Source organism: Streptomyces sp. NPDC020489 (assembly GCF_044386545.1).
Taxonomy (GTDB): domain Bacteria; phylum Actinomycetota; class Actinomycetes; order Streptomycetales; family Streptomycetaceae; genus Streptomyces.
Genome location: NZ_JBIRUZ010000021.1, coordinates 99,504 through 124,728 on the forward strand (window position 1 = coordinate 99,504; position 25,225 = coordinate 124,728).

A 25,225-nucleotide genomic window follows, 5' to 3' on the forward strand; every position below is an offset into this window, starting at 1 on the left:
CGGGTTCGGGTGCGGTGAGCCTCGGTCCGGATGCGGGGGTGTCGGCCCGGATACGGGGGTGTCGACCCGGAGAGAGGGGTGCCCGGGGTGCGATCCTCCCGTCGTGACCGAACCCACGCATGACGAGGCCCACGGCGGCGCGCTCGGCGCGCGGCTGAACTGGCTGCGGGCGGCCGTCCTCGGCGCCAACGACGGCATCGTGTCCACGGCCGGCCTCGTGGTCGGCGTCGCCGGCGCCACGGACGACCGCTCGGCCCTGCTCACCGCGGGCCTGGCGGGGCTGCTCGCGGGGTCCATGTCGATGGCGGCCGGCGAATACGTCTCCGTCTCCACCCAACGGGACTCCGAGAAGGCCGCCCTCGCCGTCGAGAAGCGGGAGCTGCGCGAGCGGCCCGAGGCCGAGCTTGAGGAACTGACCGGACTGCTGCAAGAACGGGGCCTGTCGCGGGACGTCGCCCGAGAGGCCGCCGAGCAGTTGACCGCGCGGGACGCCCTGCGCGCCCACGCACGCGTGGAGCTCGGTATCGACCCCGACCAGCTGACCAACCCCTGGCACGCCGCGTGGGCGAGCTTCCTGTCCTTCACGGTCGGCGCCCTGCTCCCGCTGCTCGCCATCGTCCTGCCGCCCGCCGACCGGCGTCTCGCGGTCACCGTCGTATCCTCCCTCGCCGCTCTCGTCCTGACCGGCTGGAGCAGTGCCCGCCTCGGCGCCGCCGACCCCGTCCGCGCGGCGCTGCGCAATGTACTGGGTGGCGCACTGGCCATGGGGGTGACGTATGCGGCGGGGGTCCTGCTGGGCGCGGCCGGAGTCTGAAACCGTCCGTGGTGGCTTTGGGGGAGATCACCAACAAGTAAGCGCGTACTCGCTGTAATACTTGTCAGTAACAACGTCTAGTCGCGGCCGACCAGCGGTTCTACGGTCCCCTTATGCCGAACCTGCCCGATGTCGTGCTCTGGTCCATACCCGCCTTCGTCCTGCTCACCGTGGTCGAGATGATCAGCGTCCGCCTCCACCCCGACGAGGACGCCGCCGGATACGAGACGAAGGACGCCGCGACCAGCGTCGGCATGGGACTGGGCAGCCTCGCCTTCGACTTCCTCTGGAAGGTCCCGATCGTCGCGATCTACACGGCGATCCACGAACTCACCCCGCTGCGCGTCCCCGTGCTGTGGTGGACCGTCCCGCTGATGCTGCTCGCCCAGGACTTCTTCTACTACTGGTCGCACCGCGGCCACCACGTCATCCGCATCCTGTGGGCCTGTCACGTCGTCCACCACTCCAGCGAGAAGTTCAACCTCACCACCGCGCTGCGCCAGCCATGGACCACCCTGACCGTGTGGCCGTTCTACGTGCCGCTGATCGCCGCCGGCGTGCACCCCGCGGCGCTGGCCTTCTGCTCCTCGGCGAACCTCGTCTACCAGTTCTGGATCCACACCGAGCGCATCGACAAGCTGCCCCGGTGGTTCGAGTTCGTGTTCAACACGCCCTCGCACCACCGGGTCCACCACGCCTCCCAGGGCGGCTATCTGGACCGCAACTTCGGCGGCATCCTCATCGTCTGGGACCGGCTGTTCGGGTCGTTCGTCGCCGAGACCGAACGGCCTGTCTATGGGTTGACGAAGAACATCAACACGTTCAACCCCATCAAGGTCGCCACCCATGAGTACGTGTCGATCGTCAAGGACATCAAGGCGGCGTCCAGTTGGCGCGAGCGCGCCGGCCGGGTGTTCCGCGGCCCGGGCTGGAAGCCGGTGCCGACGGCGGAGCCGGCCGAGAAGACCGTGGCCGCGTGAGACGCCCCCTCGCCGCCGCCTTCGCCCTCGCGGCCGTCGTCGACCTGACCTCCCTGGCCGTCGGCTGGGACGCCGGGCACACCGTCGCCAAGCCCCTCCTGATGCCCCTTCTCGCCGCCTGGGCGGCCGTCCGCGGCGCGCCCCCGCTCCTGATCGCCGCCCTGCTGTGCGGCTGGGGCGGCGACACCCTGCTGCTCCTCGACGTCGAGCCCGCCTTCCTCGCCGGGATGGGCTGCTTCGCCGCCGGGCACCTCTGCTACCTCGCCCTCTTCCGGTCGTACGAGCGAGCACACGCGCGTAGTGCCCTCTTCGCGCCCGCCTACGGCATGGTCCTGGTCGGTACCGTCGCCTCCCTGTGGCCGGACCTGCCCGCCGACCTGCGGGTCCCCGTGGCCGGCTACAGCCTCCTGCTCACCGTCATGGCCTGGGCGGCCGTCACCCGGCTCGGTCTCCTCGCCGGTCTCGGCGGCGCGCTGTTCGTGCTCTCCGACAGCCTGATCGCGACCGGCGTCGCGGAGTGGCCCCAGCCACCCCGACCGGATCTGTGGATCATGCTCACCTATGTCGCCGCGCAGTCACTGCTGGTCATCGGCGTCCTCGGCGAGCGACAGCCGGAGCGGTCGGCGTACGGTGAAGTGCGCTCGGCCACCCCCTGAGCGCACGTACGAGCCAGCGAAGAGAAGGATCCTCCTCATGCGCGCCACCACCATCCACGCCCCCTTCGACATGCGCGTGGAGGACGTGCCCGACCCCGTGGTGCAGCTGCCCACCGACGCTGTGGTCAGGGTGCTGCGGTCCTGCATCTGCGGCAGCGACCTGTGGGCGTACCGGGGCACGGCGAGCCGGGAGCGGGGCCAGCGCATCGGGCACGAGTTCCTCGGTGTCGTCGAGGAGACCGGCTCCGAGGTCGGCACCGTCCGCCGCGGTGACCTCGTGGTGGCGCCCTTCATGTGGTCCGACGGCGTCTGCGACTACTGCCGCGAGGGCCTCACCACCTCCTGCGAGCACGGCGGTTTCTGGGGCTCGGTCGGCTACGACGGCGGGCAGGGCGAGGCCGTGCGCGTGCCCTTCGCCGACGGCACCCTGGTCCAGCTGCCCAAGGACGCGGCCTCCGACGACCGTCTGCTGGCCGCGCTGCTGAGCCTGTCCGACGTCATGGGCACCGGCCACCACGCCGCCCTCGGAGCCGGGGCCCGCGCGGGCGCCACGGTCGCCGTCGTGGGTGACGGGGCCGTCGGCCTGTGCGCGGTCCTCGCCGCCAAGCGGCTGGGCGCCGAGCGGATCATCGCCCTCGGCCGGCACCAGGCCCGTACCGACATCGCGCGCCGCTTCGGCGCCACCGACGTCGTCGCCGAGCGCGGGGAAGCGGCCGTCGAGGCGGTCCGTGAACTCACCCGCGGTCAGGGCGCGCACGCCGTCGTCGAGGCCGTCGGCACCGAGCAGTCCATGCGCACCGCGGTCGGCATCGCCCGGGACGGCGGCACCGTCGGCTGGGTCGGCGTCCCGCACGGCAGCGGCACCGGGCTCGACCTCAGTGTCATGTTCGACCGGAACATCGCGCTGCGCGGCGGCGTCGCACCGGTCCGCGCCTACCTCCCCGAGCTGCTGCCCGACGTCCTGGACGGCACCATCGACCCCTCACCCGTCTTCGACCTGACCATCGGCCTGGAGGACGTCCCGGCCGGCTACAAGGCGATGGACGAACGGACGGCCCTCAAGGTACTGGTGGCGGGCTGAGCGGGGAGCGGGGCGAGTCCCCGGGCGAGCCCAGGGACCGCCCCGGCGTCGCCGGGGCCGCGCTGATGCACCGGGCGTGCCCGGGAGCCGGCTGGGCCCCTCGCCCCGGCCGCGCTGATTCCCTGGGCGTGCCCGGGCGTCGGTTCGGCCTTTGACCTTGCGGAACCCCCGGGTTCACCAGCGGGTCGGTAGGGGTGCCCGGGGCGAGCCCAGGACTCGTCCCGGCCTCTCGCCCCGGTCGCACTGACGTACCGGGCGGGCCCGGGGGCCGGCTCGGCCCCTGACCTTGCCGCACCTCCGGCTCACCAGGTGCTGGTGGCGGGCTAAGCGCCGGAGCGGGGCGATTACCCGGGCTAGCCCGGGGGCCTCAGTTACCGAGGCCGCGCTGATGTCCCGGGCGAGCCCAAGGAGTCGGCTCGGCCTGAGCTTGCGGAACCCCCGGGTTCACGAGCGGATGGGTACGGGTGCCCCGGGCGTGCCCAGGAGTCGCCCCGCCCCCTCGTCCCAGCCGCACCGACGCCCCACGCGAGCCCCCGGCCCCGGCTCGGCCCCCCCCACCCTGCCGACGCCCCCCGCCTCACCAGCGGATCGGTACCGGTAGTGCCGTCAGCAGACCCGATACCGCCACCGCCAGGCCCAGGGCGATGACCTCCGCCCGCGCGGGAGCGTACGCGGTGAGCGGGTCGGGCGCTCGGCTCAGTCGTCGTCGCGCCCACAGGGCGAGCGCGGCGACCGCGGCCACCAGCAGCACCTTGGCGAGCAGCGCGCGCCCGTACGCGGTCGTCGTCAGCTGGTCGAGGACCGTCCCCGGCGGCATGCGGCGCAGCGAACTCCACACCCCGGTCGCGGTGATCGCGGCGAGCAGTCCGAGGGCCACGCGCGCGTAGCGGCCCAGCAGGGCGGCACCCGCGGCCGGGCCGCCTCCGTCCCGAGCGCCAGAGCTGTCCCCGACCCCTGACGCAGCGCCACCCGGGTCCGCCGCGCGCCGCCACTGCCGCAGGGTCCGCAGCGCGTACAGCAGCCCGCCCACCCACAGCGCCGCACAGGTCAGGTGAACCAGCGTCAGCCCCGACCCGATCAACGGGCTGTGCTCGGTCGGGGGATGCGCGCGCAGGGCCTCCGCCACGACGACCGCGGCGAGCGGCCAGACCTGTGTGGCCGGCCGGGCCGACACCGCGCACAGGCCGGCCACGAGGAAGGCGTTGACCTCGACGAGGGCGAGCTTGCCGTCCCGCGAGGCGTACAGGCCGCCGACGTCGACCTGCGCGAGGCTGTCCGGCACGAGGTTGCCGGTGGCCACGACCGAGGCCAGCCCCAACGCGGCCACGAGACCGGCACCGGCCGCGTAGGGGGCCCACGCGCGCGGCACGGCCGGGGGAGCGCCGGGCACCGACCGGGCCAGCCGGCGCACGAACAGCTCGCCCACCGGGACACTCAGCGCCGTGAACAGCACCGCCCGCAGCAGGGCGATGCCGCCGACCCCGGGCGCCGCGGCCTCCCCGGTGCCGTGCAACGCGGCGGACGGGCCGAGCAGCGGGATCAGCGCGCCGAGGGTCACCAGGACGACGGCGGCGACGGCACGGCCGGTACCGGGACGCGGCGCCGGCCCGGTCGCGCCGGACGCCCCGGTCGCGGGTCTTGTCAAGGTCACCTCATGATCTTCGCCAGCTGCCACAGAACCGGGCAACTCCAGGAAAACACCTGGCGGTACGGCATTCCGGCCAGAGGTACGTATTCCGGTCGACGACCGCTCAGCCCCACCGCGCGATCCGCCGGTCCAGAGGGTACGGGTCCCGGCCAAAGACGCCGCTCACCCCCACCGCGCGGGGTCCGTCCCCCAGCCCCCCGGTGGCCGCGCCCAGTCCACCGGACCGCCCGTGAAGGACACCGGCGACAGGGCGTACCGCAGCCGCCCGACCCCGCTGTCCGTCTCGGCGAGCCAGGGGCGGGGGTCGACGTACGCCTCGCCCGCGTCCCCGGGGGCGTCCGCCGGGACCTCGTTCATCAGCCACTGTGCCGTCCGTGCCAGCGCCAGCCGTACGACCCGGCTGCCGCCCTCCCGCGACTGCTCGGTCAAGGCCCGCAGCACGGCCGCCGCCAGCAGATAGCCCGTGCCGTGGTCGAGGGCCTGCGCGGGCAGCGCGCCCGGCCGCTCCGGCGACCCCTCCACGACCGCGATCCCCGTGGCCACCTGCACGAGGCTGTCGAACCCCCGCCGCTCCCGCCAGGGCCCGTACGCGCCCCAGGCCGACAGCTGGGCCACGACCACCCCGGGCCGTCGCTCCGCCAGCGCCCGAGGTGACAGCCCGAACCGGTCCAACGCGCCCGGCCGGTACCCGGTGACGACCACGTCCGCCGCCGCGAGCAGCTCCTCGAAGGTCCGCCGGTCGGCCACCAGGTCCAGCGTCGCCGACCGCTTCCCGAAGCCCGTGTCGGCGTGCTGGTCGGGCAGTTCGGGCAGCCGGGGCGGGTCCAGGCGCAGCACGTCCGCGCCCAGCAGGGCGAGCGTGCGGGTGGCGACCGGGCCGGCGACGACCCGGGTCAGGTCCAGGACGCGCAGCCCGGCGGCGGGCAGCAGGGGAGCGGTGCCGAGGGGGGTGAGCACGCGCGCGGGGGCGGAGTCGAGCCGTTCGTGCTCGACGAGCGGCCGCTTCGCCAGCTCCGCCGCCTGCTCATGGGCCGCCCACTCCTCGGGCGTGCGCAGGGCGACGGCGAGGCCGCCGGCCGCGTACACCGCCTCCTCGACCTCCAGGGAGGACCGCTCGGCGAAGGCCGCTTCGAGGGACTCCGGCGGACCCATCACCGTCAGCAACCGCTGCCGGTGGTGCGCGTAGTTCGTGTGCGTGCGCACCCACCCGTCGGCGGTCCGCCAGAACCTCGACAGAGGTGCGAAGTTGACCGGGGCCCGGCCATTGATCAACAGATGCCGCTCACTCACGAACGCCGTGGCGATCGCGCCATCGTCCACCCGCACGGCGGGTACCTCGGCGAGCCGGGCCCGCCGCGCCCCCAGCTCGGCGGCGGCCTGCGCGCAGGCGCGGACGCAGGCGCGCGCCGACTGCCGTACCGGAAGCCGTGCCTGAAGAGAGCCCTCGTACGTCACCTCAGTCATGACTTCACTATGCATTATTGATCAATCAACGTTGATTCAATCAATGTGGGGCGCGGTCCGCCAGCGCAGACGCACCTCCTTGCGCACGTCCGTGGGCCGCAGCTCCCAGCCCTGCGCGTGGGCGACCTGGGCGACATACCAGCCGCCGACGCCCCGATAGTCGCGCAGCGGTATCGCGCACTCGTCCGAGGGCCGTGCCTGCTGGGCCTTGCGGGGCGCGGATGCCCTCTTCGTCCAGCGGCCGACCTTCTTCTCCACCCGCGCCCTGTAGTACGCGGTGTCGCCCTCGTGCCGCAGCTCCGGCCAGCTGACGCACCAGGAGGGCCACCTCGACAGCGGGTCCAGCAGCCGGTCCCCGGCCTTGAACAGGCCCTGCTCGTAGGAGGTGCTGAACACCGTGATGATCTCGGTGGCCAGGCTGATGGCCAGGAAGGCGACGAACGCCACGAGCCACATCACGAACTGCACGGGCGTGTACAGGACCGTGAGGACGAATCGGAACACCAACTGCCCCTTGGGCCGGGTCGGTTCGGCGGTCCAGGTGGCGGTTTCTTCATACACATGCATGCCGGAGATCCTGCCGCATCACGCGACAGGCCGGGACGGCACCCGGCCGCCCCCGCACGGCACGCGCGCGTGACGCCCGGGCGGCGCGGCCCGTCGAGGCCGCGCCGCCCGGTCCGTGTTGCTTCCTACTTCACCGCGCGCAGCGCGTTGACGATGCCGTAGCCGTAGAACCCGTTGTACTTCTTGCCGCCGACGCAGGTCGCGTCCTGCGTGCCGTCGCCGTCCTGGTCGTACGACGCCGGGCAGCCCGGGTTGTCCGCCTGCGCCTTCAGCAGCCACTGCAACTGGGCCGGGGAGGCCTTCGGGTGCGTCGACTTCAGCAGCGCGGCGACACCCGCGGCGTGCGGGGAGGCCATCGAGGTGCCCTGGAGGAAGCCGTACGCGTTGTTCGGCATGGTCGACAGGATGCGGCCGTTCTTCGACGGGGTGTCCGGGATCTGGTAGAGCCGGTCGCCGCCCGGGGCCGCGATGTCGACGACACCGTAACCGTACGAGGAGTAGTACGACTTGAGGTTGTTCACGCCCGTCGCACTGACCGTGACCACACCCGGCAGCTGGGTCGGCACGTCGAAGCACTCGTGCGGGTCGATGGTGCGCGGCACCGGCGTGGAGTCGTCGGGGCTGCTGTCGTCGACCAGGGCGTCCGAGTCGAGGTCGTCGTTGGAGTTGCCCGCGGACGCCAGGTTGAGCGTGCCCTTCTTCTGGGCGTACTTCGAGGCCCGGTTGACCGCGTCGACGATGGCCCGCTGGTCGGGGTCGTCGAGGCAGTTGTACAGCCACGGGTCCACGTAGTAGCTGTTGTTCGTGATCTCCACGCCGTGGTCGGCGGCGAACACGAAGGCGCAGACGACGCTCTCCGGGTAGAACAGGCCGTTGCTCGGGTCGGTGACGTTGATGGCCGAGACCTTCACACCCGGCGCGACACCGGCCACACCGATGCCGTTGCGGGCGGCGGCGATCTCACCGGCCACGTGCGTGCCGTGGTAGTCGTCCGCGGTGTACGGCCGCCAGGCGCCCTCGGTGGTGTTCGGGACACCGCCGTCGCAGTTGGCGGACTGGGAGGCGGAGAAGTTCGGCGCGATGTCCGGGTGGGTGTCGTCGACGCCGGTGTCGATCACGGCGACGGTGACCTTCTTGCTGCCCGGGTTGATCTGAGCGGCCTTGTCGGCGCCGATCGCCCTCAGGTCCCACTGGTCGGCCTCGAGGGGCTCGCTCCCGGGCTCGGCCGCGGAGGCGCTCTCGATCTTCTCGGCCTGCGCCTTCGTCAGGAACTGGGCCGCACCCTCGTCCGTGGTGCTCGCGGGCGCCAGCGGGGAGGTGCGCGTCGCACCCGCCGACTGCACGCCGCGCACCGCGCGTATCTGGGCGCCGAAGTCCGGGTTGGCCGAGTGGACGACGATCACACCTATCTTGTCGTACGTGATGACGACCGTGCCGCCCTTGGCGATCACGGCCTTCTTCACCGACTCGATCGTGCGACGGTCCACCTTGGTGTTGACGACGTACGACAGGGTGGGCGAGTCCGCGGCCTGTGCGGTCGGCTCCGCGTAGGGGGCGGCCGACGCCGCCGCCGGCAGGAAGCCGAGCGAGGCGGTCAGCGAGAGAACGACAGGTACAGCGAGAGCGAGCCGACGTCTGGAGCGCAGACGGGACATGGGGTCTCCACATCATCCGGAAACGAAACCGCCCGAGACACAGGTGGTGCTCGGGCAGGTACATGACGGGTGTTGCAGGGCGAAGTTATCCCGCGCGGCCGCTGGCCAGCAATGACCTACCGGGGGTGACTTCACAAAGACGCCTCGCCAGTTGAACCGGTCCTCGCGTGCCGCCGTGACCTTGGGCAGGGAGCACGAGCACGATCGAGCCCCCTGGCAACCCCGAGGAACAGAGCCGCCACATGTCCGCCGTACCCAGTCCGCCCCCGGACCCCGATCCGTCCCCGTCCACCGTGGCACCAGCGCCCGCAACGCGAGGAGACTCCGTGGCTACCGACGCACCGCCCCCCTCGAAAGAGCACCACCGACTCCCCAGCCCCGAGGAGTTCACGGCGGTGCATGAGAGCGCTGAGTTCGCTGAACTGCGCCGCTCCTACCGCTCCTTCGCCTTCCCCCTGACCGTGGGCTTCATCGCCTGGTACCTGCTGTACGTCCTGCTCTCGAACTTCGCGGGCGACTTCATGGGCACCAAGCTGTTCGGCAACATCAACGTCGCCTTCGTCCTCGGCATCGCCCAGTTCCTCACCACGTTCCTCATCGCCTGGTGGTACTCGCGGCACGCCGCCGCGAAGCTCGACCCCAAGGCCGAGGCCATCAAGTCCCGGATGGAGGGCGGCGCATGAGCCCCGCGATCACACTGGCAGCCGGCGAGGCCGGCGAGCACCGGCCGCTGATCATCAGCCTCTTCGCGGTGTTCGTCGTCGCGACCCTCGTCATCACCGTCTGGGCGGGCCGCCAGACCAAGGACGCCGCCGACTTCTACGCCGGCGGACGCCAGTTCAGCGCCTTCCAGAACGGCCTCGCGGTCTCCGGCGACTACATGTCGGCCGCGTCGTTCCTCGGTATCGCCGGCGCCATCGCCCTCTTCGGCTACGACGGCTTCCTGTACTCCATCGGCTTCCTGGTCGCCTGGCTGGTGGCGCTGCTCCTGGTCGCCGAGCCGCTGCGGAACTCCGGCCGCTACACCATGGGCGACGTGCTGGCGTACCGCATGCGGCAACGCCCGGTCCGCACCGCGGCCGGCACCTCCACCATCGTCGTCTCGATCTTCTACCTGCTGGCCCAGATGGCCGGCGCCGGCGTCCTCGTCTCGCTGCTGCTCGGCATCACCTCCGACGGGGGCAAGATCGCCATCGTCGCCCTGGTCGGCCTGCTGATGATCGTGTACGTCTCCATCGGCGGCATGAAGGGCACCACCTGGGTCCAGATGGTCAAGGCCGTCCTGCTCATCAGCGGCACGATCCTGATCACCTTCCTGGTGCTGCTGAAGTTCAACTTCAACATCTCCGATCTGCTCGGCACGGCCGCCGAGAAGAGCGGCAAGGGCTCCGCGTTCCTGGAGCCCGGCCTCCAGTACGGCGCCACCGGCACCTCCAAGCTGGACTTCATCTCGCTCGGCATCGCCCTGGTGCTCGGCACCGCCGGTCTGCCGCACATCCTGATCCGCTTCTACACGGTGCCCAACGCCAAGGCCGCCCGTAAGTCCGTGAACTGGGCCATCGGCATCATCGGCGGCTTCTACCTGATGACGATCGCGCTCGGCTTCGGCGCCGCCGCACTGATCGACCAGAAGGAGATCACCGACTCCAACCCGTCCGGCAACACCGCGGCCCCGCTGCTCGCCCTGCACCTGGGCGGCGTCGACTCGGCATGGGGCGCGATCCTGCTGGCCACGATCTCCGCGGTGGCCTTCGCGACGATCCTCGCCGTGGTCGCCGGTCTGACCCTGGCGTCCTCGTCGTCCTTCGCGCACGACATCTACGCCAACGTCATCCGCAAGGGCCAGGCCTCCGGCAAGGAGGAGGTGCGCGCGGCCCGCTGGGCGACCGTCTTCATCGGCATCGTCTCCATCGGCCTCGGCGCCCTCGCCCGCGACCTCAACGTGGCCGGCCTGGTCGCGCTGGCCTTCGCGGTCGCCGCCTCCGCCAACCTGCCGACCATCCTCTACAGCCTGTTCTGGAAGAGGTTCACCACCCAGGGCGCCCTGTGGTCGATCTACGGCGGTCTGATCGTCGCCGTCGGCCTGGTGCTGTTCTCGCCCGTCGTCTCCGGCGACCCGAAGGCGATGTTCCCGGACGTCGACTTCGCGTACTTCCCGCTGAAGAACCCGGGCATCATCTCCATCCCGTTCGGCTTCGCGATGGGCTGGCTCGGCACCGTCCTGTCCAAGGAGGAGCCCGACGTCGCCAAGTACGCCGAGCTGGAGGTCCGGTCCCTGACCGGCACCGGCGCCCACTAGGACGATCCACCGAGCGGCCGCGTCGTAGGTCCCTACGACGCGGCCGTGTCCTACCTCGTGGGATCGGGACCTGTCGATGTCAGTGCGGTCACGTAGGCTCGCAAGTGACGGAAACCGAATGCCGCGACGAGGGAGGGGGCCCACGTGCTCATCGACACCTACGGCCGAGTGGCCACCGACCTGCGAGTGTCCCTGACCGACCGGTGCAACCTGCGCTGTACGTACTGCATGCCCGAGGAGGGCCTGCAGTGGCTCGCCAAGCCCGATCTGCTCACGGACGACGAGATCGTCCGCCTGATCGACATCGCGGTCACCTCCCTCGGCATCGAGGAGGTCCGCTTCACCGGGGGCGAGCCCCTGCTGCGCCCGGGCCTGGTGGGCATCGTGGAGCGGGTCGCCGCCCTGGAGCCGCGCCCCCAGATGTCCCTGACGACCAACGGCATCGGCCTCAAGCGCACCGCGACCGCCCTGAAGGCGGCCGGCCTGGACCGGGTCAACGTCTCCCTGGACACCCTGCGCCCCGACGTCTTCAAGACCCTCACCCGCCGGGACCGCCACAAGGACGTCATCGAGGGCCTGTACGCGGCCCGTGAGGCGGGCCTGACCCCGGTGAAGGTCAACTCGGTCCTGATGCCGGGCCTGAACGAGGACGAGGCCCCCGACCTACTGGCCTGGGCGGTGGAGCACGACTACGAACTGCGGTTCATCGAGCAGATGCCCCTGGACGCCCAGCACGGCTGGAAGCGCGACGGCATGATCACCGCGGGCGACATCCTCACCTCCCTGCGCACCCGCTTCGAGCTGACGGAAGAGGGCTCCGACAAGCGCGGCTCGGCCCCGGCGGAACGCTGGATCGTGGACGGCGGCCCGCATGTCGTGGGCGTCATCGCCTCGGTCACCCGCCCGTTCTGCGCGGCCTGCGACCGCACCCGCCTCACGGCCGACGGCCAGGTGCGCACCTGCCTGTTCGCGACGGAGGAGACGGACCTGCGCGCGGCCCTGCGCTCGGGAGCCCCGGACGAGGAGATCGCCCGCCTCTGGAAGACGGCGATGTGGGGCAAGAAGGCGGGCGCGGGCCTGGACGACCCGTCGTTCGTGCAGCCGGACCGCCCGATGTCGGCGATCGGCGGCTGATGCCGTGGCACTGGGACCGGCCTAGGCGCCGTCCGGGGCCTGCCAGTCCTTGAGCTCCACCACGTCCTTCAGGAACCCCCGCACCCCGAGGAACTGGGAGAGATGCTCCCGGTGTTCGTCGCACGCCAGCCAGGTCTTCCGGCGCTCCGGCGTGTGGATCTTCGGGTTGTTCCAGGCGAGGACCCACACCGCGTCGGCACGGCAGCCCTTGGCTGAGCAGATCGGGGTGGTCTCGTCACTCACTGGTTCGTCTCACAAAAGCGCGCTGAACAAGGCGACGCCGAGCAGCCACGGGGGGAGCTGCCCGGCGTCGGTCTGTCGCTCCGACGGGGGATGCGGAGCGCGTAGGAAGTATGTCACGGGTAACCCGTTGCCCGGCACTGGAACAACATGATTGATCTGAGCTTTTCTTGAGCTTGGCGCGGAGATGACGACCGGATCCGGACCCTCCGCCGAGGTCACGTCCGCTCGCGCGGTTCACCCCGGACACCCGCCGCCGCATCGGCCGGACCGTCTTCCGGGAACGATTCCGCGGACGGCTGCCGAACCCCCGGCGGAGCGAGCATCGGCCGCATCGGCGCGGTCACGAACGTCGACGGCAGCGACGGCGCGTTCTCCCGCCCGGCGTTGGCGATCACCACCGAGATGTAGGGGAGGATCGCGCCGAGCACCAACGCCACGATCGCGACGTGCCGTTCGACGTTCCAGAGCGAGGCGGCGAGGACGACCGACAGCGTCCGCACCGACATCGAGATCACGTACCGCCGCTGCCGGGCGCGTACGTCGTCGTGCAGCCCCGCGCGGGCACCGGTGATCCGGAAAACCTGGGCGTTGCCTGCCGCATGCTGCTTCCGCATCACATTCCACCATCCGCCCGCATCGGACTCTCCCCGGCCCGTACCCATGCCGCCCCGGCACAGGAACCGGGCCCGGACACGTCCTACGGTACGCCGCGCCTGCGCCGCCCACGAGACCGGGGCGCCCGACTCCCGGGCGAACGGTCTGCGCCGCGGCGCGTACGGCTTCCTCGACATGCGTCGTAGCGCACATGGGCCGACACTGGGCGTAATGCTCACACGTCGAGCCGACTAGGAGGCAGCCATGGGCTGGTTGTGGGCGATCATCGTGGGATTCGTGCTGGGCCTGATCGCGAAGGCGATCCTCCCCGGAAAGCAGCACAGTCCCCTGTGGTTGACGACCATCTTCGGCATGATCGGCGCCATCGTCGGCAACGCGATCGCACGCGCGGCGGGCGTCGACGAGACCTCCGGCATCGACTGGAGCCGGCACGCCTTCCAGCTCATCGCCGCGATCGTGATCGTGGGCGTCGGAGACATGCTGTACATGGCGACGCTGGGCAAGAAGAAGCAACGCACCTGACCGCGACGTGCCCAGGGGCGCGGAGTCCCGCGGACCACGGCGAGAGCCGCGCTCCGCGGGACTCCGCGCCCCGGCGGCGTGCTACGCGCCGGTGACCTCGACGGCGGCGAGGTTCTTCTTCCCGCGCCGCAGCACCAGCCACCTGCCGTGCAGCAGGTCCTCCTTGGCGGGCACCGCGTCCTCGGCCGCGACCTTCACGTTGTTCACGTAGGCCCCGCCCTCCTTCACGGTGCGCCGCGCGGCCGACTTGCTGGCCACCAGGCCGACCTCGGCGAGCAGGTCCACCACGGGAGCGAGCTCGGCTACCTGGACATGCGGCACCTCGGACAGGGCCGCCGTCAGCGTCCTGTCGTCCAGCTCCGCCAGCTCGCCCTGCCCGAAGAGGGCGCGGGACGCGGCGATCACCGCGGCCGTCTGGTCGGCGCCGTGCACCAGCGTCGTCAGCTCCTCGGCCAGCGCACGCTGGGCGGCACGGGCCTGCGGACGCTCCTCGGTCGCCTTCTCCAGCTCCTCGATCTCCTCACGGGACTTGAAGCTGAAGATCCGCAGGAACTTGGAGACGTCCCGGTCGTCCGCGTTCAGCCAGAACTGGTAGAAGGCGTACGGCGTGGTCATCTCCGGGTCCAGCCAGACCGTGCCGGACTCCGTCTTGCCGAACTTGGTGCCGTCGGCCTTGGTGATCAGCGGTGTGGCCAGCGCGTGCACCACGGCGTCGGGCTCGACCCGGTGGATCAGGTCGGTGCCCGAGGTGAGGTTGCCCCACTGGTCGCTGCCGCCGGTCTGCAACGTGCAGCCATGCCTGCGGAACAGCTCCAGGAAGTCCATGCCCTGGAGGATCTGGTAGCTGAACTCGGTGTAGCCGATGCCCGCGTCGGAGTTGAGCCGCCGGGCGACGGCCTCCTTGGCGATCATCTTGTTGACCCGGAAGTGCTTGCCCACGTCCCGCAGGAACTCGATCGCCGACAACCCCTGGGTCCAGTCCAGGTTGTTGACCATGACCGCGGCGTTCGGCCCCTCGAAGTCCAGCAGCGGGGCGATCTGCGCGCGGAGCCGCTCCACCCACTGGGCCACGACCTCCGGCGCGTTCAGCGTGCGCTCCGCGGTCGGCTTCGGGTCGCCGATCAGACCCGTGGCCCCGCCCACCAGTCCCAGCGGACGGTTGCCCGCCTGCTGGATCCTGCGCATCGTGAGGATCTGCACGAGGTTGCCGAGGTGCAGGCTGGGCGCGGTCGGGTCGAACCCGCAATAGAACGTGACGGGGCCGTCCGCGAACGCCTTGCGCAATGCGTCCTCGTCAGTGGAGAGGGCGATCAGCCCACGCCACTTCAGCTCGTCGACGATGTCCGTCACGGTTCTCGCGTCTCCTTGGATGATCTTCAGGTGGTCGAGTGACACCCGGCTACGAGGTTATACGCCCCGACTGACAGAGCTCATATTGAAGTCCGGCACCCTCAGCGCCGGCATCGCAGCCCTAGTGAACCAGTCGCTCCACTCCCTCGGCAGCGTCTTTTCGGTGCGCCCGGCCTCGGTCGCCCGGCCCAGCAGGTCCACCGGCGACTCGTTGAACCGGAAGTTGTTGACCTCCCCGGTCACCTCGCCGTTCTCGACCAGATACACGCCGTCGCGGGTCAGGCCGGTCAGCAGGAGCGTGGCCGGGTCGACCTCGCGGATGTACCACAGGCAGGTCAGCAGCAGCCCGCGCTCGGTGTGCGCGACCATCTCCTCCAGGGAGCGGTCCTCGCCACCGTCCAGGATGAGGTTGTCGATGCCCGGCGCCACCGGCAGCCCGGTCAGACCGGCGCTGTGCCGGCTGGTCAGCAGGCTGCTCAGCTCACCCGCCCGCATCCACTCGGTGGCCGTCAGCGGCAGTCCGTTGTCGAACACCGACGAGTCGCCGCCGGAGGAGTGCGTGAGCACGAAGGGCGCGGACTCCAGGCCCGGCTCGTTCGGATCGCTGCGCAGCGTCAGCGGCAGCTCGGTCAGCCGGTCGCCGAGCCGTGTGCCGCCGCCGGGCTTGGAGAACACGGTCCGGCCCTCGGCCGCGTCCCGGCCCGACGCCGACCACATCTGGTAGATCAGCAGGTCCGCCACGGCGGTCGGCGGCAGCAGCGTCTCGTAGCGCCCGGCGGGCAGGTCGTGCTTGCGCTCGGCCCAGCCCAGACGGACGGCGAGCTCGGCGTCCAGCGCCGCCGGGTCGACGTCCTTGAAGTCCCGGGTGGAACGGCCGGCCCACGCCGAGCGCGTACGGTCCGGGGACTTGGCGTTCAGCTCCAGCGTCCCGTTGGGCTGGTCGTGCCGCAGGCGCAGGCCCGTCGACGTACCGAGGTAGCTGGAGACCAGCTCGTGGTTGGCGAAGCCGTACAACTCGCGGCCGCCCGCCCGCGCGCGTGCGAAGGACTCGCCGAGCGCCGGCGCGAAGTCGGTGAACACCGCGGAGGAGGTCTCGACGGGCGCGTCCGTGAAGTCGGGGGAGGCCGGGACGTCCCGGACGAGCGGCTGGGCGTCCTCGGCGGGCGCGGCCCCGCGCGCGGCGGCCTCGGCGGCCCGGACCAGGGGCTCCAGCTCGTCCATGGTCACCGCGGCCCGCGAGACGACACCGGAGGCGGTGCCCTCCTTGCCGTCCACCGTCGCGATCACGGTGAGGGTGCGCGTGCGCGTGACACCGTTGGTGGTGAGCGCGTTGCCGGCCCAGCGTAGGTTCGCGGTCGACTGTTCGTCGGCGATGACGACGCAGCCGTCGGCGCGCGACAGCTCCAGAGCGCGCTCGACGATCTCGTGCGGCTTGTTCGTACGAGGACTCATCGACCGGCCTCCTGTGTCGTGTTGAGACTGTGCTTTCCCGGGGAGTGACCCCCGGACCCCCAGCCGATTGCGACGTCGACGCTCATCGACCGGCCTCCTGCGTGGTGTTGAGGATGTTGACTCCCTGGAACAGGGCGGACGGGCAGCCGTGCGACACCGCCGCGACCTGCCCGGGCTGTGCCTTGCCGCAGTTGAAGGCGCCCCCGAGGACGTACGTCTGCGGACCGCCCACCGCGGCCATCGAGCCCCAGAAGTCGGTGGTGGTCGCCTGGTAGGCGACGTCCCGCAGCTGGCCGGTGACACGGCCGTTCTCGATCTTGAAGAAGCGCTGTCCGGTGAACTGGAAGTTGTAGCGCTGCATGTCGATCGACCAGGACCGGTCGCCGACGACGTAGATGCCCCGGTCGACGCTCCCGATGAGGTCCTCGGTCGACATCCCCGCCGGGTCCGGCCGCAGCGACACGTTCGCCATGCGCTGCACGGGCACGTGACCGGGGGAGTCGGCGAAGGCACAGCCGTTGGACCGCTCGAAGCCGGTCAGCCGCGCGATCCGACGGTCCAGCTGGTACCCGACGAGCGTGCCGTCCTTGACCAGGTCCCAGGACTGGCCCGCGACGCCCTCGTCGTCGTAGCCGACGGTCGCCAGGCCGTGCTCGGCGGTGCGGTCACCGGTGACGTTCATCAGCTCCGAGCCGTACCGGAGCGTGCCGAGCTGGTCGAAGGTGGCGAAGGAGGTACCGGCGTAGGCGGCCTCGTAGCCGAGCGCGCGGTCCAGCTCGGTGGCGTGGCCGATGGACTCGTGGATGGTCAGCCACAGGTTGGACGGGTCGACGACCAGGTCGTAGACGCCCGCCTCGACGCTCGGTGCCCGCATCTTCTCGGCGAGCAGCTCCGGGATCCGGGCGAGTTCCTCCTCCCAGTCCCAGCCGGTGCCCGTGAGGTACTCCCAGCCGCGGCCGACCGGCGGTGCGATGGTGCGCATGGAGTCGAACTCGCCGCTGGACTCGTCGACCGACACGGCGGTCAGCTGCGGGTGCAGCCGGACCCGCTGCTGGGTGGTCACGGTCCCGGCGGTGTCGGCGTAGAACTTGTTCTCATGGACGGTGAGCAGCGAGGCGTCGACGTGGTTGACGCCGTGCGCCCCCAGCAGCCGCGCACTCCAGTCGGCGAGCAGCCCGGCCTTCTCCTCGTCGGGAACGGTGAACGGATCGATCTCGTACGACGAGATCCACGTCTTCTCGGCGTGCACCGGCTCGTCGGCCAGTTCCACCCGCTCGTCCGAACCGGCCGCCCTGATCACCTGGGCGGACAGTTTCGCCATCGCCACGGCCTGGGAGGCGACCCGCGCCGCCGCGTCCATGGTCAGGTCCACACCCGACGCGAAACCCCACGTGCCGCCGTGCACGACCCTGACCGCGTACCCGAGGTCGGTCGTGTCCGACGACCCGGCGGGCTTGGCGTCCCTGAGCCGCCAGGACGCGCTGCGCACCCGCTCGAAGCGGAAGTCCGCGTGCTCGGCGCCCAGCGCACGCGCGCGTGCCAGCGCGGCGTCGGCCAGGGCGCGTAGGGGAAGCGCTGTGAAGGCTTCGTCGATGGAATGAGGCACCGGGACATCTCCCTGCTGTCGTGACCTGTGGACCTCGATCATGTCGTGTGCGCAGGTCCGGGGACCATACGTTTCCGGGCGCGGTCGGCGTCTTCTGTAGGGACCCGACAGACAGCCCCGTGAGCCACTGTCGGTGCCCGAATGTCCGCCCACCGGGACGGCCCGATAGGTTCGAGGGAAGCCGCTTGCCATCCAGGTGCCGGGCGGCGGGTACAGACCGCTAATCGAAAGGGTGATCCGTTGAGCCGCTCGGTTCTCGTCACCGGAGGCAACCGGGGCATCGGCCTCGCCATCGCCCGAGCTTTCGCCGACGCCGGCGACAAGGTCGCGATCACATACCGCTCGGGTGAGCCACCGGCCGCCCTGACGGAACTGGGCTGCCTCGCCGTCAAGTGCGACATCACCGACACCGAGCAGGTGGAGCAGGCCTACAAGGAGATCGAGGACGCGCACGGTCCCGTCGAGGTCCTGGTCGCCAACGCCGGCATCACCAAGGACCAGCTCCTGATGCGGATGTCGGAGGAGGACTTCACGTCCGTCCTCGACACCAACCTCACCGGCACCTTCCGGGTCGTCAAGCGCGCCAACCGCGGCATGCTGCGCGCCAAGAAGGGCCGCGTCGTCCTCATCTCCTCCGTCGTCGGTCTGCTCGGCGGTGCCGGCCAGGCCAACTACGCCGCCTCCAAGGCCGGCCTGGTGGGCTTCGCGCGCTCCCTCGCCCGTGAGCTGGGCTCCCGCAACATCACCTTCAACGTCGTCGCGCCCGGCTTCGTCGACACCGACATGACGAAGGTGCTCACCGACGAGCAGCGCGAGGGCATCGTGAAGCACGTGCCGCTCGGCCGCTACGCGCAGCCGGAGGAGATCGCCGCGGCGGTGCGGTTCCTCGCCTCTGACGACGCCTCGTACATCACTGGAGCCGTCATCCCGGTTGACGGCGGACTGGGAATGGGTCACTGAACGCCATGGCTGGAATCCTCGAGGGCAAGAAGATCCTCATCACCGGTGTGCTGATGGAGTCCTCCATCGCCTTCCACACCGCCAAGCTGGCCCAGGAGCAGGGCGCGGAGATCATCCTCACCGCGTGGCCGCGTCCGACGCTCACCGAGCGCATCGCCAAGAAGCTCCCCCGGCCGGAGAAGGTCAAGGTCCTGGAGCTCGACGTCTCCAACGACGAGCACCTGGCCCGCCTGGAGGGCCAGGTCCGTGAGCACCTGGGCGACAGGCTCGACGGTGTCGTGCACTCCATCGGCTTCGCGCCGCAGGACGCGCTCGGCGGCAACTTCCTGAACACGCCGTTCGAGTCCGTGGCCACCGCCATGCACGTCTCCGCCTTCTCCCTGAAGTCGCTGACCATGGCGCTGCTGCCGCTCATGACCGAGGGCGGCTCCGTCGTCGGCCTCACCTTCGACGCGCAGTTCGCCTGGCCGCAGTACGACTGGATGGGCCCGGCCAAGGCCGCCCTGGAGGCCACCAACCGCTACATGGCGCGTGACCTGGGCAAGCACGACATCCGCTGCAACCTGATCTCGGCGGGCCCGATCGGCTCCATGGCCGCGAAGTCGATCCCCGGCTTCTCCGAGCTGGCGGCCGTGTGGGACAGCCGCTCCCCGCTGGAGTGGAAGCTGGAGGACCCGGAGCCGGCCGGCAAGGGCGTCGTGGCCCTGCTGAGCGACTGGTTCCCGAAGACCACGGGCGAGATCGTGCACGTGGACGGTGGGCTGCACGCCATCGGCGCGTGACACCACCGCGGAGGCTCGACCGGGGCCCGCATCCCTTCGGGGGTGCGGGCCCCGGCCGTTCGTGCGGGCCTCGGCTCCGTTCACGCGAGGCTCGCGTTTCGGGTGGGGCGCGGCCCGTTCGCGCGGGGTCGCCCGTTCGGCCTATCCGATCGGGCGGGGGAGCGGGACAACTGGGCACTCTGGAGTACGCGTTCACCACGCTTTCCTCCCCAGCACGGCCGAGGAGGTCCCCTTGTGCGCCTGTCCCGCAGCCTGGCCCCAGCCGCCGTCGCCGCGGCCCTTCTGCTGACCCTGCCGCACGACGCGTCGCCCCACGCGCGCGTGGAGGCGCGTGAGGACCGGGCCCCGGATCTGTTCGGCGCCACGTGCCGCAGCAAGGTCACCGGTTCCCGGGTGACCGCGTACTGCCACAACCCGTATCCCGACGTCGACCATGTCCGGCTGCACATCGAGTGCGAGCGCTGGTGGGACGTCGACAGCGACGGCGCCCCGGTCGAGGCCGGGCCCGCGCAGACGGTACGGCTGGTGGGGCGCTGCTGGAAGGAGGTCCGCTCGGTGTGGGTCAGCCACCAGAGGGGTTGAACAGACCCGGGCGGCACTGAAAGGGATAGCTCCCGGCCAGGGTCGCGGCCGTGTCCGGGTCACCCGCGCGGATGGCGTCCACCAGCCCCGAGTGGTCCAGGTGCGTCCGGGGGGTCAGCTCCTCGCCGACGTCGTCGCGCAGCCAGTCCCGCAGCACCTCGCCGAGGTCCGCGTACATCGCCGACATCACGTCGTTGTGGGAAGCCGCCACCACCGCCAGGTGGAAGCTCGCGTCCGCCGTGACGAAGGCCTCCTTGTCGCCCGACTCCCACGCCTGTTCACGGCGGGCCAGAAGCGCGTCGATCTGCTTGAGGTCCCGCTCCGTACGCCGCTCGGCGGCCAGCCTCGCCGCGGCCGACTCCAGGGTGGAGCGCAGCTCGGCGATGTGCCGGGGGTCGGCGCCGGCGAAGCGGCGGTGCATCACGCCCGCCAGCTCGCTGGTCGCCACGACGTAGGTGCCGGAGCCCTGGCGGATGTCCAGCAGCCCGTTGTGCGCGAGGGCGCGGACGGCCTCGCGGACCGTGTTCCGGGCCACCCCGAGCTGCTCGACCAGCTCCGGCTCGGTCGGGATCCGGGAGCCCACCGGCCACTCGCCCGAGGTGATCTGCTGCCGCAGCGCGGCGATGACCTGCTCGGACAGCGCCGATCGGCGGGGGTGGCTCAGAGGCATGGCACACCTTCGCACGGGACGGGCGGCACAGGGCTGCCGGGGGATGGACAACCAATCATCCCATGATTCTATGATGGGTGTCATGGCACGCCAGGAAACCCGGACGAGCACGTCCCCACCCATCCGCAGCTCGGCGACGAACGAACCCCCGACGACGGCCACGCGCGCGTGGCCGACCCGGCTGCTCGTGCTCGGCATCGTGCTGGCCGCCGTCAACCTCCGCCCCGCCATCACCAGCCTCGGTGCCCTCCTGGAGGAGGTCCGCGACGGCCTCGGCATGAGCGGCAGCGTGGCCGGACTGCTGACCTCGGTGCCCCCGCTCTGCTTCGCCGTCTTCGGCGTCACGGCCCCCCGCCTCGCCCGCCGCTTCGGGCCCGGCGCGGTGGTCTGCGCCGGCATGGCCGCCATCACCGCGGGCCTGCTCATACGGCCGTACACGGGCACCACGGCGGGTCTGCTGGCCGCCACCGCCCTCGCCCTCATGGGCATCGCGGTCAGCAACGTCCTGATGCCGGTCATCGTCAAGCGCTGGTTCCCGGACCGCGTCGGCTCCATGACCGGCCTGTACTCGATGGCCCTCGCCCTCGGCACCGCCTCCGCGGCCGCCGTGACCGTACCTGTGACCGACGCGCTCGGCGGCCGGTGGCAGACCGGCCTCGCGGTGTGGGCGGGGCTGGCCGCCGCGGCCGTACTGCCGTGGCTCCCGTTCGTACGGCGCGGCGGGGCGGAACCCGCCGAGCAGGCGCCCGCGCGTGAGGAGCGCCCCGCGCTGCGGATCACCCGGAGCCGTACCGCCTGGGCGCTCGCGGTGTTCTTCGGGCTCCAGGCCACCGCCGCCTACATCACCATGGGCTGGATGGCGCAGATCTTCCGGGACGCGGGCGTGTCCGCGAGCACCGCCGGACTGCTCCTCGCCGTCACCATGGTCATGGGCGTACCGCTCGCCTTCGTCATCCCGCGCGTGGCGACCCGGCTCCCGCACCAGGGCCCGATCGTGGTGGTGCTCGGCCTCTGCGGCCTCGTCGGGTACGCCGGCCTCTACCTCGCGCCCGCCGCGGGCGCCTGGGCCTGGGCCGTGCTGCTCGGCATCGCCAACTGCGCCTTCCCGCTGGCCCTGACGATGGTCGGGATGCGGGCCAGGACCGGCGCGGGGGTCGCCCAGCTCTCCGCGTTCGCGCAGAGCACCGGCTACCTGATCTCCATCCCCGGCCCGCTCCTGGTGGGCGTGCTCTACCAGCACAGCGGCGGCTGGGGACTGCCGATCGCCCTCATGGCGGGCCTGATGGTCCCGCAGACGATCGTCGGCGTCCTCGCGGGCCGCGACCGGACGGTCGAGGACGAGGCGGGCCACTAGCGCCTGCGCGCGCGGGCGGGACGGGCCACGACCGTAGGCGCGCGGGCGGCGCGGGCTGTGACCGTACGGTCGAGGACGAGGCCGGTCGCTGACGCCACCCCGGCGGGCCCGGCGCGGGCCCCGGGTGCCAGACTGGCCGTATGCCAGTGCTCGACCCGAACCCGCAGAACGGCCAGAAGAAGATGCTGCTCGTCTTCGGCGCGTTCCTCGCCATCTTCGTGATCATCGCCGTCATCGCGTCGCTCGCGTCGCCCTGATCACCCGTCCTCGCGCCGGGTCCGGCCGGCGGGGGTGGGGGTAGCCCCACCATCCCCTAGGGGGTGAGTCTCAGGGGCAACTGGGTGGATCACCGGATGGGTTGGGGGCCCGGGTTTCCGTACCTTCGAGACGTGACCGCGGCACGGCGGATCACCGGCCCACTCGAAGAGACGCGGAGGCACCCATGTCGGCCCCTACGCACACCACGCCCCGCCCGGTGAGCCGGGGGCGCGTCGACATCCGGCTGCCCTGGTGGGCCCTCGCGTTGCCGACGCTCGCCTTCGTCACCCTGCTCGCGCTGATCCTGAACCCGTCCGACGCGCACGCCGCCGCGGGCGACCCGGTGATCGCCCGTCTGTTCGAACGCATGCAGGAGCTGTTCACCCGCTGAACACCCCGCCGGGACCGGCCCGCGACCGTGTTCCTACGGCGGCGAAGCCCCATGTCAACTCCCTGCGCCCCATGGCCTGTTTCATGCGAAGCTGGGTCGTATGAGCGTCGCTGAATCCCGCAGGATCGTCCTCTTCCGGCATGCGAAAGCCGACTGGCCCCAGGTGACCGACCACGAGCGGCCGCTCGCCGAGCGGGGCCGCAAGGACGCCGCAGAGGCCGGGCTCAGGCTGGCCGACACCGCGATCCCCTTCGACCTTGCCCTGTGCTCCACCTCGACCCGGACCCGCGAGACCTGGAAGCTCGCCGTGCAGGGGTTCGAGCACCGGCCGAAAACCGTCTACGAGGAGCGGGTCTACGAGGCCTCGCCCGGCGAGCTGATCGCCGTGCTCAACGAGACCCCCGACGACGTGCGAAACGCGGTCCTGATCGGCCACAACCCGGGCATCCAGGGCCTCGCCGACATCCTGGGCGGTGCGTCCGAGGGCGATGCCCGCGACCGGATGAGCCGCCGCGGCTTCCCGGCCGCCGCCTTCGCCGTGCTGTCGTTCACCGGCCCCTGGAAGAGCCTGGAGCCGGGTGTGGCCACCCTGGTCGACTACTGGGCCCCCTCCGAATGATCCGATCGATGTGAGGAGCCTGTGCGAGGGGCCCGGCACCACCCCGGTGCCGGGCCCCTCGCCTGTCACAGGCGTCCGCCGGACGGGACGGCTCAGGCGGTCTCGTCGTGGGTGTCCGCCGCCTCGACCTCTTCGCGGGTCACGCCCAGCAGATACAGCACGGTGTCCAGGAACGGCACGTTCACCGCCGTGTGCGCGGCCTCCCGCACCACCGGCTTGGCGTTGAAGGCGACCCCGAGGCCGGCCGCGTTGAGCATGTCCAGGTCGTTGGCGCCGTCGCCGATGGCCACGGTCTGCGCCAGCGGCACCCCCGCCTCGGCGGCGAAGCGGCGCAGCAGCCGCGCCTTGCCCGGTCGGTCCACGATCTCGCCGGTGACCCGGCCGGTCAGCTTCCCGTCGACGATCTCCAGGGTGTTGGCCTGGGCGAAGTCCAGCCCCAGCCGCTCCTTGAGGTCGTCGGTGACCTGGGTGAACCCGCCGGAGACCACCCCGACCTGGTACCCGAGACGCTTGAGCGTCCGGATCAGGGTGCGCGCGCCGGGGGTCAGCCGCACCTCGGTGCGCACCTTGTCGACCACCGAGGCGTCGAGACCCGCCAGCAGCGCCACGCGCGCGTGCAGCGACTGCTCGAAGTCCAGCTCCCCGCGCATCGCGGCCGCGGTCACCTCGGCGACCTTGTCCTCGCACCCGGCGTGCGCGGCGAACAGCTCGATGACCTCGTCCTGGATGAGCGTGGAGTCCACGTCCATCACGACCAGCCGCTGCGCCCGCCGGTGCAGCCCCGCCGCGACGACGGCGACGTCCACGCCGAGGGCGGCGGCGTCCGTCACCAGCGCGGTCCGCAGCGGCCCGGTCTCCACGCCGGACACCGCGAACTCGACGGCGGTCACCGGGTACTTGGCGAGCCGGAAGATACGGTCGATGTTGCCGCCGGCCTTGGTGATCCGGGCGGCGATCGCGGCGGTCGACTCCGCGGTCAGCGGATGGCCGAGCACGGTGACCAGCGAACGGCCGAGCCCACGGGGCCGGTTGTCGCCGAGACCCGAGATGATCTCGGCCTGCATCTTCATCGACTCCGCCCAGCTGTGGACGGTCGCCCGCAGATCACCCTCCAGCCCGCGCGGCGGCTCGGTCACCAGCGCGCACAGCACCATGCGGCCACGGGTGACGACCTGCTCGATGTCGACCACGTCGACGGAGTAGGCGGCGAGAGTGTCGAAGAGTCCGGCTGTGATGCCCGGCCTGTCCTTGCCGAAGATCTTGACGAGAAGGGTGGGGACGTCGGAGGTCTGCGAAGCGCTCATGGTGCACCCACCGTATCCGGCCCCCCGCGCCTGCCGCCCCTGAGGTCCGCCTGGCGGACAGCGAACAATGAGCGTCGCTCAGGTGGCGGTGGGTTGGCGCGGGGTGGTCCGGGTGCCCTGGGTGCATGCCGGGTGGCGGGAGGGGTGGTGGCCGGTCTGGTGGGGGTGGGTTGGCGCGGTGGTTCGGGTGCTCTGGGTGCATGCCGGGTGGCGGGACGG

The 25,225-nt window shown here is 71.4% G+C and carries 26 protein-coding genes; 15 read left to right on the forward strand and 11 right to left on the reverse strand.

Annotated features, from left to right (window positions below; translation table 11 throughout):
* Positions 1 to 103 precede the first annotated feature (103 nt).
* From ACH41F_RS38735 to ACH41F_RS38750, 4 genes are all read left to right on the forward strand, one after another.
* Positions 104 to 814: a VIT family protein gene (locus ACH41F_RS38735; RefSeq protein WP_398839616.1), complete on the forward strand. Its 711-nt coding sequence runs from the start codon at positions 104 to 106 to the stop codon at positions 812 to 814.
* Positions 815 to 927: 113 nt separating this feature from the next.
* Positions 928 to 1,794 carry a sterol desaturase family protein gene (locus ACH41F_RS38740; RefSeq protein WP_391230483.1) on the forward strand — a complete coding sequence of 289 codons (867 nt, stop codon included), beginning with the start codon at positions 928 to 930 and terminating at the stop codon, positions 1,792 to 1,794.
* Positions 1,791 to 2,450, forward strand: a complete 660-nt coding sequence (locus ACH41F_RS38745) for a lysoplasmalogenase family protein (RefSeq protein ID WP_391230485.1) — start codon at positions 1,791 to 1,793, stop codon at positions 2,448 to 2,450. The genes ACH41F_RS38740 and ACH41F_RS38745 overlap by 4 nt, the downstream gene beginning before the upstream one ends.
* Positions 2,451 to 2,487: 37 nt before the next feature.
* On the forward strand, positions 2,488 to 3,531 hold the full coding sequence (locus tag ACH41F_RS38750) for a zinc-binding dehydrogenase (protein ID WP_391230486.1): 1,044 nt from the start codon (positions 2,488 to 2,490) through the stop codon (positions 3,529 to 3,531).
* A 577-nt stretch (positions 3,532 to 4,108) separates the two neighbouring features.
* Here the strand turns inward: ACH41F_RS38750 and ACH41F_RS38755 are convergent.
* The 4 genes from ACH41F_RS38755 to ACH41F_RS38770 form a co-directional block, all read right to left on the reverse strand.
* Positions 4,109 to 5,182, reverse strand: coding sequence for a CopD family protein (locus ACH41F_RS38755; protein ID WP_391230488.1), 1,074 nt, complete (start codon positions 5,180 to 5,182; stop codon positions 4,109 to 4,111).
* Positions 5,183 to 5,341: 159 nt separating this feature from the next.
* Complete coding sequence (locus tag ACH41F_RS38760) at positions 5,342 to 6,643, reverse strand: CoA transferase (protein ID WP_398839617.1); 1,302 nt, start codon at positions 6,641 to 6,643, stop codon at positions 5,342 to 5,344.
* A gap of 36 nt (positions 6,644 to 6,679) precedes the next feature.
* Positions 6,680 to 7,210 (reverse strand): hypothetical protein, encoded by a 531-nt coding sequence (locus ACH41F_RS38765; RefSeq protein WP_391230490.1) that lies wholly within the window; start codon positions 7,208 to 7,210, stop codon positions 6,680 to 6,682.
* Between the two features lie 125 nt (positions 7,211 to 7,335).
* Entirely contained in the window at positions 7,336 to 8,865 is a 1,530-nt protein-coding gene (locus tag ACH41F_RS38770; RefSeq protein ID WP_398839618.1) for a S8 family peptidase, read from the reverse strand.
* 326 nt (positions 8,866 to 9,191) lie between these two features.
* On the opposite strand from ACH41F_RS38770, the gene ACH41F_RS38775 reads away from it, so the two are divergent.
* From ACH41F_RS38775 to moaA, 3 genes are all read left to right on the forward strand, one after another.
* Positions 9,192 to 9,548 (forward strand): DUF485 domain-containing protein, encoded by a 357-nt coding sequence (locus ACH41F_RS38775; RefSeq protein ID WP_391230494.1) that lies wholly within the window; start codon positions 9,192 to 9,194, stop codon positions 9,546 to 9,548.
* Positions 9,545 to 11,164: a sodium/solute symporter gene (locus ACH41F_RS38780; protein ID WP_391230496.1), complete on the forward strand. Its 1,620-nt coding sequence runs from the start codon at positions 9,545 to 9,547 to the stop codon at positions 11,162 to 11,164. Before ACH41F_RS38775 ends, ACH41F_RS38780 begins: the two co-directional genes overlap by 4 nt.
* Positions 11,165 to 11,308: 144 nt before the next feature.
* Positions 11,309 to 12,298 (forward strand): GTP 3',8-cyclase MoaA, encoded by a 990-nt coding sequence (moaA, locus tag ACH41F_RS38785; protein WP_398839619.1) that lies wholly within the window; start codon positions 11,309 to 11,311, stop codon positions 12,296 to 12,298.
* A 21-nt stretch (positions 12,299 to 12,319) separates the two neighbouring features.
* On the opposite strand, the gene ACH41F_RS38790 is transcribed toward moaA, so the two are convergent.
* Together ACH41F_RS38790 and ACH41F_RS38795 are read right to left on the reverse strand one after the other, a co-directional pair.
* Positions 12,320 to 12,541, reverse strand: a complete 222-nt coding sequence (locus tag ACH41F_RS38790) for a hypothetical protein (protein WP_398839620.1) — start codon at positions 12,539 to 12,541, stop codon at positions 12,320 to 12,322.
* A 215-nt stretch (positions 12,542 to 12,756) separates the two neighbouring features.
* Positions 12,757 to 13,155: a DUF3099 domain-containing protein gene (locus ACH41F_RS38795; protein WP_391230502.1), complete on the reverse strand. Its 399-nt coding sequence runs from the start codon at positions 13,153 to 13,155 to the stop codon at positions 12,757 to 12,759.
* A 244-nt stretch (positions 13,156 to 13,399) separates the two neighbouring features.
* On the opposite strand from ACH41F_RS38795, the gene ACH41F_RS38800 reads away from it, so the two are divergent.
* Positions 13,400 to 13,678: a GlsB/YeaQ/YmgE family stress response membrane protein gene (locus ACH41F_RS38800; protein WP_391230504.1), complete on the forward strand. Its 279-nt coding sequence runs from the start codon at positions 13,400 to 13,402 to the stop codon at positions 13,676 to 13,678.
* A gap of 81 nt (positions 13,679 to 13,759) precedes the next feature.
* On the opposite strand, the gene tyrS is transcribed toward ACH41F_RS38800, so the two are convergent.
* The 3 genes from tyrS to ACH41F_RS38815 form a co-directional block, all read right to left on the reverse strand.
* A complete protein-coding gene (gene tyrS / locus ACH41F_RS38805; RefSeq protein WP_391230506.1) occupies positions 13,760 to 15,028 on the reverse strand; it encodes a tyrosine--tRNA ligase in 1,269 nt (422 codons plus the stop codon).
* A 57-nt stretch (positions 15,029 to 15,085) separates the two neighbouring features.
* Complete coding sequence (locus tag ACH41F_RS38810) at positions 15,086 to 16,480, reverse strand: metallopeptidase TldD-related protein (protein ID WP_398839621.1); 1,395 nt, start codon at positions 16,478 to 16,480, stop codon at positions 15,086 to 15,088.
* An 82-nt stretch (positions 16,481 to 16,562) separates the two neighbouring features.
* Positions 16,563 to 18,086 carry a TldD/PmbA family protein gene (locus tag ACH41F_RS38815; RefSeq protein ID WP_398839622.1) on the reverse strand — a complete coding sequence of 508 codons (1,524 nt, stop codon included), beginning with the start codon at positions 18,084 to 18,086 and terminating at the stop codon, positions 16,563 to 16,565.
* A gap of 240 nt (positions 18,087 to 18,326) precedes the next feature.
* Between ACH41F_RS38815 and fabG the strand changes: the two genes are divergently transcribed.
* From fabG to ACH41F_RS38830, 3 genes are all read left to right on the forward strand, one after another.
* On the forward strand, positions 18,327 to 19,046 hold the full coding sequence (fabG, locus tag ACH41F_RS38820; protein ID WP_391230512.1) for a 3-oxoacyl-[acyl-carrier-protein] reductase: 720 nt from the start codon (positions 18,327 to 18,329) through the stop codon (positions 19,044 to 19,046).
* A gap of 5 nt (positions 19,047 to 19,051) precedes the next feature.
* Positions 19,052 to 19,828, forward strand: a complete 777-nt coding sequence (gene fabI / locus ACH41F_RS38825; protein ID WP_391230514.1) for an enoyl-ACP reductase FabI — start codon at positions 19,052 to 19,054, stop codon at positions 19,826 to 19,828.
* Between the two features lie 234 nt (positions 19,829 to 20,062).
* Positions 20,063 to 20,410: a hypothetical protein gene (locus ACH41F_RS38830; RefSeq protein ID WP_391230516.1), complete on the forward strand. Its 348-nt coding sequence runs from the start codon at positions 20,063 to 20,065 to the stop codon at positions 20,408 to 20,410.
* Here the strand turns inward: ACH41F_RS38830 and ACH41F_RS38835 are convergent.
* Entirely contained in the window at positions 20,391 to 21,080 is a 690-nt protein-coding gene (locus tag ACH41F_RS38835) for a FadR/GntR family transcriptional regulator (protein ID WP_398839623.1), read from the reverse strand. The two genes, ACH41F_RS38830 and ACH41F_RS38835, sit on opposite strands and share 20 nt — an antisense overlap.
* A gap of 70 nt (positions 21,081 to 21,150) precedes the next feature.
* On the opposite strand from ACH41F_RS38835, the gene ACH41F_RS38840 reads away from it, so the two are divergent.
* The 4 genes from ACH41F_RS38840 (at position 21,151) to ACH41F_RS38855 (ending at position 23,702) form a co-directional block, all read left to right on the forward strand.
* A complete protein-coding gene (locus ACH41F_RS38840) occupies positions 21,151 to 22,434 on the forward strand; it encodes a CynX/NimT family MFS transporter (protein ID WP_398839624.1) in 1,284 nt (427 codons plus the stop codon).
* Between the two features lie 140 nt (positions 22,435 to 22,574).
* Positions 22,575 to 22,691 (forward strand): SGM_5486 family transporter-associated protein, encoded by a 117-nt coding sequence (locus ACH41F_RS38845; RefSeq protein WP_095046370.1) that lies wholly within the window; start codon positions 22,575 to 22,577, stop codon positions 22,689 to 22,691.
* A 185-nt stretch (positions 22,692 to 22,876) separates the two neighbouring features.
* Positions 22,877 to 23,083, forward strand: coding sequence for a hypothetical protein (locus ACH41F_RS38850; protein ID WP_391230523.1), 207 nt, complete (start codon positions 22,877 to 22,879; stop codon positions 23,081 to 23,083).
* A 100-nt stretch (positions 23,084 to 23,183) separates the two neighbouring features.
* Positions 23,184 to 23,702 (forward strand): SixA phosphatase family protein, encoded by a 519-nt coding sequence (locus ACH41F_RS38855; RefSeq protein ID WP_398839625.1) that lies wholly within the window; start codon positions 23,184 to 23,186, stop codon positions 23,700 to 23,702.
* A gap of 92 nt (positions 23,703 to 23,794) precedes the next feature.
* Here ACH41F_RS38855 and serB read toward each other — a convergent pair whose 3' ends face one another.
* Positions 23,795 to 25,006: a phosphoserine phosphatase SerB gene (gene serB / locus ACH41F_RS38860; RefSeq protein WP_398839626.1), complete on the reverse strand. Its 1,212-nt coding sequence runs from the start codon at positions 25,004 to 25,006 to the stop codon at positions 23,795 to 23,797.
* Between the last annotated feature and the right edge of the window lie 219 nt (positions 25,007 to 25,225).